Annotated in this window: 10 protein-coding genes and 1 pseudogene; all 11 read left to right on the forward strand. The window is 49.1% G+C overall.

Annotated elements, in window-relative coordinates; all coding sequences use genetic code 11:
- Positions 1-113 precede the first annotated feature (113 nt).
- The 11 genes and pseudogenes from MNQ98_RS02475 (at position 114) to MNQ98_RS02525 (ending at position 12,611) form a co-directional block, all read left to right on the forward strand.
- Complete coding sequence (locus tag MNQ98_RS02475) at positions 114-1,109, forward strand: zinc-dependent alcohol dehydrogenase (protein WP_241931765.1); 996 nt, start codon at positions 114-116, stop codon at positions 1,107-1,109.
- 20 nt (positions 1,110-1,129) lie between these two features.
- Positions 1,130-1,276 (forward strand): annotated as a pseudogene (locus MNQ98_RS02480) (dihydrodipicolinate synthase family protein); the annotation flags it as partial.
- Positions 1,277-1,326: 50 nt separating this feature from the next.
- Complete coding sequence (sdaAB, locus tag MNQ98_RS02485; RefSeq protein WP_241931766.1) at positions 1,327-2,010, forward strand: L-serine ammonia-lyase, iron-sulfur-dependent subunit beta; 684 nt, start codon at positions 1,327-1,329, stop codon at positions 2,008-2,010.
- Positions 2,007-2,927 carry an L-serine ammonia-lyase, iron-sulfur-dependent, subunit alpha gene (sdaAA, locus tag MNQ98_RS02490; protein WP_241931767.1) on the forward strand — a complete coding sequence of 307 codons (921 nt, stop codon included), beginning with the start codon at positions 2,007-2,009 and terminating at the stop codon, positions 2,925-2,927. The genes sdaAB and sdaAA overlap by 4 nt, the downstream gene beginning before the upstream one ends.
- Before the next feature lie 6 nt (positions 2,928-2,933).
- A complete protein-coding gene (locus tag MNQ98_RS02495; protein WP_241931768.1) occupies positions 2,934-3,845 on the forward strand; it encodes a Gfo/Idh/MocA family protein in 912 nt (303 codons plus the stop codon).
- A 447-nt stretch (positions 3,846-4,292) separates the two neighbouring features.
- Entirely contained in the window at positions 4,293-5,903 is a 1,611-nt protein-coding gene (locus tag MNQ98_RS02500; protein ID WP_241931769.1) for an extracellular solute-binding protein, read from the forward strand.
- A 113-nt stretch (positions 5,904-6,016) separates the two neighbouring features.
- Entirely contained in the window at positions 6,017-8,263 is a 2,247-nt protein-coding gene (locus tag MNQ98_RS02505) for a helix-turn-helix domain-containing protein (protein WP_481856712.1), read from the forward strand.
- A 137-nt stretch (positions 8,264-8,400) separates the two neighbouring features.
- Positions 8,401-8,637 (forward strand): DUF6953 family protein, encoded by a 237-nt coding sequence (locus MNQ98_RS02510; RefSeq protein WP_241931771.1) that lies wholly within the window; start codon positions 8,401-8,403, stop codon positions 8,635-8,637.
- Between the two features lie 337 nt (positions 8,638-8,974).
- Positions 8,975-10,198 (forward strand): family 8 glycosyl hydrolase, encoded by a 1,224-nt coding sequence (locus MNQ98_RS02515; RefSeq protein ID WP_241931772.1) that lies wholly within the window; start codon positions 8,975-8,977, stop codon positions 10,196-10,198.
- A 196-nt stretch (positions 10,199-10,394) separates the two neighbouring features.
- A complete protein-coding gene (locus MNQ98_RS02520) occupies positions 10,395-11,537 on the forward strand; it encodes a serine hydrolase domain-containing protein (protein ID WP_241931773.1) in 1,143 nt (380 codons plus the stop codon).
- A gap of 183 nt (positions 11,538-11,720) precedes the next feature.
- Complete coding sequence (locus MNQ98_RS02525) at positions 11,721-12,611, forward strand: AraC family transcriptional regulator (RefSeq protein WP_241933823.1); 891 nt, start codon at positions 11,721-11,723, stop codon at positions 12,609-12,611.
- Positions 12,612-12,813 lie beyond the last annotated feature (202 nt).

A 12,813-nucleotide genomic window follows, 5' to 3' on the forward strand; every position in this document is an offset into this window, starting at 1 on the left:
AGCTAGAGCTGTTATGAAATAAACACAAAATAATGCTTAAGTTCACGTACTTCGGCAGAAGTTTTTCTAATATGATAAAAAGATTGCATAATGATGTGTTGGAGGGAAACCAAATGAAGGCAGTAGCAGCTAGAGATGGAAAAGCAGCCGTGATTGAAGTCGATGTATCGGAACTAAAGGAAGGGCATGTTCTCATACGAACTGAGTTTTCTGGAATTAGTCCAGGAACAGAAATGGATATAATTAGAAATTCCACTGGGAAGAGCATCCTGATGGGATATAGTGCAGTTGGCCGAATTGAACAATTGGGGGAAGGGGTAACCGAGTATGAAATTGGCCAGCGTGTCGCATGTTACGGCTCTCCTTTCGTGCTGCATGCAGAGAAATTGGCCGTCCCAACGAATCTGATTGCTTCTGTACCCGACCATGTATCTTCACAAGAAGCCGCATTCGCTGGTTTGGGTGCCATTGCGATTCACGCCTTACGCATCGCGGATTTGCGATTCGGAGAATCGGTACTCGTCGTGGGGCTGGGGATATTAGGGAATTTAATCGCGCAAATCGCTTCGGCCGCCGCTTACAGAACGGTAGGTCTGGATTTAAGCAGCGAGCGTGTGGAATTACTCAAGCAGCAAGGATTGTCGCATGTTTTTGAGCGTAGCGAAGATTTAGAAGAACAGCTCGATGATTTAACGGATGGTCATGGCTTCGATTCAATCATTCTATGCGCGGGCGGTTCGGGGGAGGAATTAATCAACAGCTCGTTCGAATGGCTGCAAGACCGGGGAAGTGTGGTCATCGTTGGCAATTTAACGATGGAGTTTTCCCGGGCGGCGATGTTCAAGAAGGAAGCACGCGTATTGATCTCCAGAGCAGGCGGACCGGGACGATACGATAAGCAGTACGAAAAAGAAAATCGGGATTACCCGGTCGGTTATGTGCGTTGGACGGAAGGAAGAAATGTGGGGGAATATGTTCGGCTGTTATCTGAGAAAAGGATTTCAGTACTGCCTTTAATCACGGATTTGTTCGAGCTGGACCAAGCGCATAGTGCCTATGAAAAATACGAATCGGACAGCAAAATACTGGCTTCATTGATAAAGTACTAAAACCACCTGACCAGCCAAGCTTCTCCTTCGATTTCTGGCGGGCCTTTGTCGAAATTCCGAACGTCGTTGCAATCAAGATGGCGCCGTTCAACCGCTACCAGACGATCGATGTCGTCCGTGCCGTCTGCTATTCCAGCCGCCGGGATGAGATCGCTTGGAAGAATGGCTTTCAAACTGATACAATGAGGGCAGAATAGTCGAAAGTGGGGAATCGCGCATGCGGTTTAAAGATGTATTTTCAATTATCGGGCCGAGTATGGTGGGGCCATCGAGTTCCCATACCGCCGGGGCCGTCCGAATCGGAAGGGCAGCGAGGCGCATATTCGGCGCGTTCCCCGACCAGGCGGGAATTGTATTTTACGGCTCCTTTGCCGATACCTACCGCGGTCACGGCACGGACCTGGCCGTCGTCGGCGGACTGCTGGATTTTGCCACGCACGATATGCGCATCCGCAATTCCATTGAGCTGGCCGAGGCGGCGGGCATGAAGCTAACCTTCAAGACAGCGCAGAATGTCGCCTTCCATCCGAATACGGTGGAGCTTAGACTGATCAGCGGAGAGTGTGAAGATCGCATTGTAGGCGCTTCCATTGGCGGGGGCAGCGTCGAGATACTGCAGGTGAACGGCTTTGACGTCAAGTTCACGACAAACTATCCGGTGCTGCTGGTCTTCCATGACGATACGCCGGGCAAGGTGGCGCATATCACCCGGCTGCTCGAGGGCGGAGGCGTCAATATCGCCTATATGGATGTCGACCGCAAGGGACGAGGTGGCGATGCCATGACCGTCGTCGAATCGGACGAGGCGGTTCCGCTGGAGCTGATGAAGCATATCGAAGGCTTGCCGGGCGTGCATCGCGTCGTATTCGCGGATCTGACGACAGAGGAGGCGGCATCATGAAATTTTCCACATTGAAGGACATCATCTCCTTCTGCGAAAAGGATCAAGTGACGATAGGACAGCTGATGCTGCAGGAGCAGATCAAGGAAACCGGTAAAAGCCGGGAGGAAACGTTCAAGCAAATGGCCGATTATTACGGCATTATGAAAGAGGCGGTTCACCGGGGCATCCATGAGCCGGTTCCATCGAAGAGCGGATTGACCGGTGGCGATGCCGTCCGCGTTCACGAATATATGTCGGCGGGCGTGCCTGCGCTCGGTACGGATGCGTGCACGGCGCTCGCCTATGCGCTGTCCGTATCGGAAGTGAACGCGTCCATGGGACGGATCGTCGCCACGCCGACCGCCGGTTCATGCGGCATCATTCCGGGCGTGTTCGTCAGCGCGCAGCAGCGATTTGGATGGGATGACGATCACCTGGTCATGGGGCTGTTCAGTGCGGGCGCCATCGGGTATGTCATCGCCAACAATTCATTCATATCCGGCGCCGAGGGTGGCTGTCAGGCCGAGGTTGGCTCCGCGATCGGCATGGCTGCTGGCGCCTTGACGGAGCTTCGCGGAGGTACGCCGGAGCAGGCAGTCCATGCGGTAGGGCTTGCACTGAAAAACTCGCTGGGCCTCATCTGCGACCCGGTCGGAGGGCTGGTGGAGATTCCATGCATCGTGCGCAACGGCTTCGGTGCGGTTACCGCGCTGGCGGCTTCGGATATGGCGCTGGCCGGCATTCGAAGCGTCATCCCGTCGGATGAGGTGATCGATGTCATGCTGGAGGTCGGCACGGCAATGCCGGCCAAGCATCGCGAGACCGCGAAGGGCGGGCTTGCGCAGACGCCGACCGGCAAGAAAATTTTGAAGGACCTCTACGGGAAGGAAGGTAAGAAGCTGCGCGAGAAGGGTGCAAAAAGGAAGGAAGAGTAGCTGGAGATGAGGCTGTTGAATATTGGCATTATCGGACTGGACACGTCCCACGCTGTGGCGTTTACCCGGCTGCTGAACGATCCCGGGCACCCATATCATATTCCGGGCGGCCGGGTTACGGCCGCGTTTCCGGGAGGATCACCGGACTTTCCGCTCAGCGCTAGCCGGGTGGACGGATTCACGAAGGAGATCAAGGAGCAGTTCGGGGTTGCGATTATGAATACGCCGGAAGAAGTGGCTGCCGCTTGTGACGTCATCCTCCTGCTGTCGGCAGACGGGCGGGTGCACCTGCGGCAGTTCCGCTCTGTAGCTTCCTACGGCAAGCCGGTGTTCATCGACAAGCCGCTGGCGCTGAGTCTGGATGAAGCGAAGGAGATCTTTGCCCTAGCATCCGACGCCGGCGTACCGCTGATGAGCTCCTCCTCGCTCCGTTATGCGGATGCGCTTGTCCCGGAACTTGCCGGGGAAGGTCGCAGCAGCATTCTGGGCGCCGACGTATTGGGACAAATGGATGTGCAGCCGACCCAATCCCATTATTTCTGGTACGGCATTCACGCCGTCGAATTACTGTATACAGTGATGGGGAGGGGCGCAAGGGAGGTATTCGCGGTTTCTACGGAAACAGAAGAGCTCATCACCGGCGTTTGGCAGGACGGGCGCATCGGGACGGTGCGCGGAAGCCGGCGGGGAAGCGGCAAGTTTACGGCGCTGATCCACCGAAGTGGAGAAAGCCGGTATATCGATGCCGGGGCATCGGATAAACCGTGGTATGCGAGTCTGTTGGAGCAGGTTATAATGATGTTTACCGAGCGGCGCGCGGTTCTTCCGGCGGAGGAGACGCTGGAGATTATTTCATTCCTCGAAGCCGCCGAGAAGAGCAGGCAGAGCGGTTGCAAAGTGCAGCTTGTGCTCCCGTAAGCGGCGAATCAAGCGGTTTGAAACGCGCTGCGCGCCTCCCTTATAGAGGGAGAAAACAAACATGCTATGTCAGGGATTTCCGAAAGGAAATCCCTTTGTTTAAAGATAAAGAAAGTATAATTTTTTGATATGGAAAGAAGATTCGGTCCGTTATATGAGGAGACCGGCGATTGCTATACACCGCATACAAGGCTATGACGGTGTAATTGTCGTGTTCACCCTCTGGTCTGCCCAAGATGTGAGTGCTACTATGAGTACAAGGGAGAAGTCTGTCTGGAAAGTGGCCTATTGCGGGGTATAAACAATCGAAGAAACAGAATCAACGAATTCAACAAATTACCGAATCAATCTTGACTTCTCCTCTCTCAGGATGGTCGATGAATGAAAATCTAAGGACGAATGAAAAAACGTTAGAGAACATCAATCTAAAGAGGGAGGAAAGCATATATGATAAAACCATGGTTTCGTATAGCACTTGTATTAACCATTATCATGTCGATGCTCGCTGCCTGCAGCGGCGGAGGCAAGGGGGCTGCGCCGGAGACGGGAGGCGGTCAGGCACCTGCACCTGCCGCGCCGGCTGATCCGGACCAATACGGAGATACTGGCGGGCTCATGCTGCCGCTGGTGGATAAACCGACCACCCTCACATGGATGGTGGTGAGCGAGAAGACAAATCTAAATGATTCTCTGCTTGCCAAAGAAATTGAAAAACGCACAGGGATTAAAATCAACTTCCAGGCGTACTCGTCGGCCATGTACAACGACAAGCTGAAGATGATGGTCGCCTCCGGGAAGCTGCCGGACATTTTCCACGGCATGACGCCGTCGGAGCTGAAGAAGATCGGCAAGCAGAAGGCGGTTGTGGCGATCAATGAACATCTCGACATGCTGCCAAATTTCAAACGGATGTATGTCGACGAGAATCCTTGGGTCATTCCTTCCTATGGGGATGAATCCGGGAACATCTATACCTGGCCGGTGGCGAATATCAACCGTGACGTGAACCACGGCTTCCTGTACCGTAAGGACATTTTCGACGAGCTGGGCATTAAGGAGTGGACGAACACCGAGGAGTTATATCAAGCGCTTAAGAAGCTGAAAGAGGCTTATCCGGATTCCTACCCGTACGCTTCCAAGACAAAAGAGCATATTTTCCGGGACTGGTCATTCGGCTGGGGCATTGGCGGTGCCAACTATCCGGTGTATTACGATGAGGCGGCCAAAGTCTGGAAATATGCAACCGTTCAGCCGGAGCATAAGGACATGCTCGATTTCATGAAGAAGCTGTACAACGAAGGTCTTCTCGATCCGGAATTTATGACCGATACCGACGATTCCTGGACCGCGAAGATGACGAGCGGCAATAAATCCTTTGTTACCTATGACTGGATCGGCCGCCTAGACTTGTTCTATAACCAAGTGAAGGACCAGAACTCGAACTACGATCTGCGTTACGGGAATCCGGTAGGCCCAACAGGCAACGGCAAGACGATTGAGAGCATTACGAACAGCTTCAGCATCGCGGTAGCGAACAATGATAACAAGGAAGCGGCTCTGAAGCTGCTGGATTACTTGACCAGCCTGTCCGGCGCAACATTGGTGACAATGGGTGTAGAAGGCGAGACGTTTAAGATCGAAGGCGACAAAGTCGTTTATCCGGAGCTGACGGACGTTCCGCTGGTGGATATCAGCATGCTGGAGGACCGCTATGCCCTGTGGCTGCAAGGCTTGTACGTCAATGCCGACAAGCGCAGCGTGTACTTTAACTATACGGAGAAGGAGCAGGAAGCTCAGGATAAGCTGCTCAACGGCAACAAATTCGAGCCGCTCGATCCGGTCCTGAACTTCACGGACGACGAAACGGCCACGATTGCGGAAATTCAGACCTTGCTGAAAAAATTGGCGGATGAACTCAACGCGAAATACATTTTTAACAAAGACTACGGCGACGCGCAGTGGCAGCAATGGCAGGTTCAAGCCGAAAAGCAAGGTTCCAAGCAGATCGTCGACATTTTCAACGCCGCCCAGAAGAGACTGGATGAAGCTACGAATTAAGCATCCGTTTGCGTAGAGATATTTTGCCAAAGGCGTTATGCTCGGTTCCGAAAAAGGGTGACGTGAAGCCCGATTGGGTATAACATGGTGAATATGAAGGGACATCAAGAGAGGTGATCCATTTGATTCGATTGATCGCTAACAGGGGGCTGCTTCAGATCTTTTTCGCTCTACAGCTGGTCATCGGCATCATGTTTATATTCAACTATATGGTTTATAAGAATTCGATTAGCGGAATTTATGAGAAAGTTACAGAAAACAACCGGATGGTCGTCAAAAATATCATCCAGTCGTTTGACTCCAGCTTTGCATCCATTAACAATCTGATGTTTAACATCCATGCGCTGCCTTACGGACAGATCAGCAACAGTGAAGGTAAGAACGATATGGAGAAGGTAATCGCCCTGCAGGACAGTCTGGCGACGATGGTTTCCACTTTAGACTTTGTGGAGGATGCGATCATCACCTATGACTACAACTTAGCAATAACAACTCAGGGAACAAGCAGTATGGAAGCGCTTTTCGACCGGAAATATACGACCGATAAATACAATTCCGGATTCTGGACTAACTTTATCAGGTCAGAACACGACTTTACCGTATTTCCGGCCGAAATATACTCCGATATTAACGGAGCGCATAAGCGCAATCTGATTGTCGCTGTGGACAGCAGCAAAATCAGGATGTCTAACAAGAAATTAATGGTCTTGATCGACGTGAATAAAATGCTGAACGGTATTGATCTGAAAACGATGATGCCAGGGGCCTCCCTGATCGTACTGAATGAAAACCGCAATGTCATACTCAGCACAGAGAAAGATCTTGACCTGGTAAACATATTGAATGATGTTTATTTCAATCCGTCTAGTGAGGCGTCTCTGACGCATAAGAATTATGAGTACAATTTCTACAAATCCGAATCTAACGGGTTTATTTATATCAACAAACTTCCTTATCAATTCCAAAACATCGATTCCGTGTCGAATGCCAACCTCTGGATTATGTACGGGGCGATTGTACTGGCTGTTGTATTGTCTGCTCTTCTGAGTATTTATCTGTATAGACCGGTCAAAAACATTCTGCAGCTGTTCGGAGGATCCAATAAAAAAGGGAATGACTTTATCAAGATTCACAGTGGAATTCTGAAGGTGCAGCGGGAGAACGAATCTCTCAAAAGCCAAATGAATCTGGTGGACGAGGAAATCCGTCGAGGTGTGTTTCTGCAGACCCTGGATGGATATACACATTCAAGAGAATACGAAATGCAGATGCAGAACCATTACGCCTATTTATTTCAGTGCAGACATTTTGTGATGGCAGCTATACATTTAATTCCGCAGGAAGATGCAGGAGAGGAGACTAATCTTTCGGTAGAACAAATTACGGAGATGATCCGGAGCGGCGTGCAGGAGAGCATAGATCATGCAGTTGTGTTCCATGAGGAGCATCTTCAGTTTCTCGCGCTGATCGGAATTGAACATCCGTCGGACCGGAAAAAAGTACTGAAAAGTTTTGAGAGTTACATAAAGCAAACCCAAAGGGATGCCTTTGCCTCTTTCCGAGTTTGGGGCTGCGTCAGCAGGGCGTTTGAGTCCAAAATAAGCAACTGCAGGGAAGGCTATCAGGATATCCAGAACGGATTTCTATACCGAAACGTCAACACGAAAGAGTGGGTGACGGATACGGAGGCGATCCGATTTGTCCCGGACATTCATTTTCCTCTCCAAAAGTTAGAGAAGCTGTCGAACTGCCTGTTGACCGGCAAAACGGACGAAGCCATGGACATTGTCGATACAATCATTGAGGAGAATGCATCTTTGCGCATTCATCATCACCAGATGGTACATATTGCACAAACGATGTTTTTCATTATGCTTAGACAGGCCAATGCTTCGGAAGAGAACCGTCAAGAACTGTTTCGAATCGAAACGGAATTTATCGGGAAGCTGCACGATGCCTTTAATTATCAGGAAATCCGTGCTCTCTTGATAGATGGGTTGCGGCGGATTGCGGCTATGAGGAACTACGATCCGAAGAGCAAGCTGAACCCGGCGTTCATATCCCAATACATTGAGCTTCATTACATGGAGAACCTGTATCTGGATCATATGGCAGAGGTGCTGGATACGAGCTCCAAATATTTCTCTAACTATTTCAAAAAGACCTTCGGTGTGAACTACGTGGAGTACCTGAATAAGGTGCGGTTGTCTCATGCCAGAGAATATCTTAAAAATACCGATCTGAGCATTGCCGAAATTGGCGAGAAAACAGGATATACGAACTCTTCGACGTTTACAACAACATTCAAAAAATATTGCGGCGTGTCACCAAGCGAATATCGCAAGAAAACCGCAAACTAGGGTGGATAGGAGGAGCCATATATGAAAGCTATTGCTACGCAGCATGGGAAGGTTATGATAGAGGCCATCCGTCCTGACGGGAAAGCGGAAGATCATGTAATTAATCGAGAGTAGGACTATTGCAGGAGGTGATCCTCATGGAAGTGACAGCACAGGAAGTCGCGGAGTGGATGGTGAAGGAAATCAAATTCACAGGGACGCTGCGGCAGGAGGATGCTATAGCGTATGTAAAGGCACATTTCGGAGAACAGTTTGTGTTTGTGAACGAGAACGGAAATTCGTCCTTGTCCAAAGACGTAAAAAAGGCTTTTCGTAAGCTGCACGGTGGCCGGATTGCATGGGACCGGGACGGATTTTTATGGGCTTGGACGTAAAGCTTCAACTTGAATCTGTAAATGAACCGGTGGGCACTATGCCATCGGTTTGTTTTAGTTTACAAAATTATACATCGGCAATATAATGAAAACACTTACATATTATTGAATTAATAGAATGTAATCGAATTTCCACTCTTTTAATACCAACTGAGTTCTACACCCCACTGGGTACTTCATATACTCGTCCGAGTAAATCTTTTATTTATGTGAAAAATATAGCTCCGCTCCAAGAATCACAACCGTCTTTAGAGGAGGTGATGTCCATATTCGCACAAGCTGCGCCGGATTATGGTATGAAGTTTAACTACTATCAACCCAAAGGAGCGGATCGTTGATGATTAAACGCCGGAAATCCATTTTTCGTAAAACCCTTGTATTATTCTGTACAGCTGCCTTGATATTTCCAGCCGGCATGTCATTTGCGGGGTATAAGCCTTTCCCACAGCATACGACCTATGTAAGTGGATCAATTAAACCGAATCATGTGTCGCAAAGTACGATGGATGACGCGGTTAAGAGAAAATGGAACACATGGAAATCATCTTTTCTGAAGCCAGCGGGTACCGGGAAATACTATGTGAAATACAATTCCGCCGGGGAGACAGTATCGGAAGCGCATGGTTACGGTATGCTGTTTTCGGTGCTGATGGCCGGTTATGATAATGGTGCCCAGGCTTATTTTGATGGTCTATATCAATATTATAAAGCTCATCCAAGTAACAACAATCCGTATCTGATGGCCTGGAAACAGAACAGCAGCTTCCAAAATATCAATGGAGCCAACTCCGCAACGGATGGTGATATGGATATCGCATATGCATTGCTTCTGGCAGACCGTCAATGGGGAAGTAACGAATCGATCAATTACTTGCAAGCGGCTAAGGATATCATTAATGCGATTATGAGCAACGATGTGAATTCGTCACAATGGACCTTGCGTCTTGGCGACTGGGCGACAAGCGGTTCGTATGATACGGCCACACGCCCTTCCGACTTTATGCTTAACCATCTGAAGGGATTCCAGAAAGCAACAGGCGATACCCGGTGGACTAATGTAGTGGACAAGACTTATACGATTATCAACTCGATACACAGCAGCTACAGTCCAAATACCGGTTTGCTTCCAGATTTCGTTGTAATGTCAGGCAGCAATTATGAACCGGCTGCGTCTGATTTTCTTGAAGGAGATAAAGATGGAAAGTACTATTATAACTCCTCGCGTACACCATGGCGGATCACAACAGATTACCTGTTGACCGGTGATAACCGTGCGTTAAGCCAAATAAACAAAATGAACAGCTTCATTAAAAACGCTACAAGCAGCAATCCGGCTAACGTTCGTGCCGGGTATGACTTGAATGGATCAGCGATTGTCACATACAACAGTGGGGCATTTTACGCTCCGTTTGGTGTAAGTGCCATGACATCCTCCTCGAATCAGAGCTGGCTCAATTCTGTATGGAATTATACAGTGAATGCTTCCCCGGAAGGTTATTTTGAAGAGAGCATCAAGCTGTTCTCAATGATCGTAATGTCAGGCAATTGGTGGGCCTATTGATTCGTGCTGTAAAAGTGATGGGAGAGCGGAAATCGGGCCGGGAGGTGTGATTCCGCTCTTTTTGCACGGCAAATGGATACAAATAAATGATTTTTGATACTAAGAAATGAAATACGAAAGATCGATATAGACGCTAAGAGATTTGTTCGTTAAAATATGTCCAAAGTTTCTAATATCAGGAAGGCGGGGAGAATGGATGAGCATTCTGCAGAGCAATTGGAGAGTACTGGAGGGCCCCTTGAGTGCAGCGCCCGAGGAGGTGCATATGGATTCCAGACAGCTCAATAAGCTGGATCAACATTTTCAAGGTCTGATGTCGCAAAAGAAGATTCAAGCAGCCAGTTATCTTGTAGCGCATGAGGGAAAGATCGCGGCGTGGAGATCCATGGGCACACTTCATGGAACGACGGGTCAGGGAGAGCTGCAGCCGGACTCCTTGCGCAAGCTATCTTCCATCACAAAAGCGTTTACCAGTGTTTCCATCGTGAAGCTAATCGAGGACGGAAAGCTGTACATTGATCAGCCGGTGGCTACGATTTTGGATGAGTTCAACAATCCGATGCATCAGGGAATTACGCTGTTCCATCTATTGACGCATACGTCCGGTATTATGCCGGTGACGGGCTATTACAATGAGCCATATCCCAGAGAGTGGTGGGGTGCCGGAGGTACGGAGGATTGGATCGTCAAAGTGCTTCAAGGCCCCGTCGTTTGCGAGCCGGGCGAAGCCTACAACTATTCTACAGTAGGGTTTGCTCTACTTGGTGAAATCATCTCCCGTATATCCGGCCAAAGGTATGAGGACTATGTAATAGAACATATTTTGCAGCCGCTTGGGATGAGCCGGACCTTTTTTGACGTGCCATCACAACTCCATCCGGAGGTATGTACGGTTGATGAGAGGGATGTTACGAAGCTCACTGAACAATATGGCGATTCCATCCAGCCTCCGCGCTCGGACAGTGGCCTCTACTCATCCCTGTATGATCTGTGGAGGTTCGGGCAAATGCTGTTAGATGGGGGAACCTTCGAGGGTCAGCGTATTCTCGGAAGAAAGTCGGTTGAGCTGTTAACGCGGCGGCACTTGTTCAATGTCCCGGCTTATCACTGGGGCGGCAAGATCAAAGACAAGGGCCATGCCTTGGGCCTTGACCTTGCGATTGATCATCTTTCCTTCGAATCTCCAGGGACATTTCAGCTGGAGGGAGCAGGAAGATCTGGACTGTTTGTGGATCCGGTCGAGAAGCTTGTTGTCGTCCTGTTCGTACCTTCCATTTATTCCTGGATTCCGGAGTCTATACTCGGCACGAAGCAGATTATTTGGTCTAGCCTGATGTAAGGCAGGGCCGTAGGGTAGATTGTTAACGTAGAATTGGAAATTGGGGTATTGCAGAAGCAGAGGTCCTAAAACGGATCTCTGCTTTTTGGGTTCAATGAAGATGACAAATTTAGAACAGCAAGTGATATCGGGTGATGATACAATAACAGTTACTGATCGGGGGGAGGCGCGCTCGTGAGCTACATGGAGTGTTTTCAGAAGAGTATCGATTATATAGAGGAACACCTTCAAGATAAAATCACGGTGGATGATTTGGCGGATATCGCAGGTTTTTCACCATACCATTTCTACAGGCTGTTTGCCGCGTATGTTGGTCTGCCCGTTATGGAATATGTCAGAAGAAGACGTCTTGCTCATGCAGCGGCTGAATTGGCCCGAAGAAAGCGTGTGATTGATATTGCCATGGAGTATGGATTTGAGACACATGCAGGGTTCAGCAAAGCGTTTCGGAAAGTATATGACTGCTCCCCTGAGCAGTATCGCAAGCATTCGAGTGGTCAAATTCCGGGTAAGGTTGATCTAACCCTATATAAAAAACTGCAATTGTCAGGAGGCATCATATTGGAGCCGAAGATTATTAGCAAATCGGCATTCAGCATTATTGGTTATGCGCTTGAAACAACATATGAGAGCAAGCGCAAAGACCGTGAAATCCCGGCATTTTGGAACCATTTTGACATTACTGGGCTTGAAGCCAAGCTGTATGAGATGGTTCAGCCAAAGGAACACGGTGAGTACTTTGTGTGTTTTCCTGTTGATATGGATACCGGAAGATTTACCTATGTAGCCGCAGTGAAGGGAGATGAGCTGCCCACTGAGGAGGAAGGGCTGTTCGAGGGTATCGTGCCGGAGGCAACCTATGCGGTGTTTACGACACCTCCTGCGGATTACGCGGATGGGGAATTTGTGAAGACCGTTGCCGGAACGTGGAAGTATATTTTTGAGGATTGGTTTCCTCGTTCAGGCTATGAATACGCTGCTGGTAAAGTGGAGTTTGAGTTCTATGATGAGCGTTGTCATGAAGAGACCGGAGCGGTGATGGAAATTTATATCCCTGTTATCAGGCGGGCATAGCCAGAACTGTAAGTGAACTAGAGCGATTTATAATTATTAGCCAGCGTGCAGACAAAGTCTGTGCGTTTTTTTGTTAAGAGATAAGAAAGTATAAGCTTCGGAGTAACTACATCCTTATCTCGCAAGAAAAACTACCGCTAAGCGCGGTCTGTCCTCTTAGAGATACGTCGATAGATTTTTTTCATGCCCTGAACTATAAAGT

Origin of the sequence: Paenibacillus sp. N3/727, from assembly GCF_022637315.1 — a bacterium.
In the GTDB taxonomy this organism is placed as follows: Bacteria; Bacillota; Bacilli; order Paenibacillales; family Paenibacillaceae; genus Paenibacillus_AQ; species Paenibacillus_AQ uliginis.

Excerpts from the sequence above, each read along its gene's own strand:
- MNQ98_RS02475 (WP_241931765.1), top strand. The coding sequence starts at position 114 with ATGAAGGCAGTAGCAGCTAGAGATGGAAAAGCAGCCGTGATTGAAGTC.
- sdaAB (WP_241931766.1), top strand. The coding sequence starts at position 1,327 with ATGCGGTTTAAAGATGTATTTTCAATTATCGGGCCGAGTATGGTGGGG.
- sdaAA (WP_241931767.1), top strand. The coding sequence starts at position 2,007 with ATGAAATTTTCCACATTGAAGGACATCATCTCCTTCTGCGAAAAGGAT.
- MNQ98_RS02495 (WP_241931768.1), top strand. The coding sequence starts at position 2,934 with ATGAGGCTGTTGAATATTGGCATTATCGGACTGGACACGTCCCACGCT.
- MNQ98_RS02500 (WP_241931769.1), top strand. The coding sequence starts at position 4,293 with ATGATAAAACCATGGTTTCGTATAGCACTTGTATTAACCATTATCATG.
- MNQ98_RS02510 (WP_241931771.1), top strand. The coding sequence starts at position 8,401 with ATGGAAGTGACAGCACAGGAAGTCGCGGAGTGGATGGTGAAGGAAATC.
- MNQ98_RS02515 (WP_241931772.1), top strand. The coding sequence starts at position 8,975 with ATGATTAAACGCCGGAAATCCATTTTTCGTAAAACCCTTGTATTATTC.
- MNQ98_RS02520 (WP_241931773.1), top strand. The coding sequence starts at position 10,395 with ATGAGCATTCTGCAGAGCAATTGGAGAGTACTGGAGGGCCCCTTGAGT.
- MNQ98_RS02525 (WP_241933823.1), top strand. The coding sequence starts at position 11,721 with ATGGAGTGTTTTCAGAAGAGTATCGATTATATAGAGGAACACCTTCAA.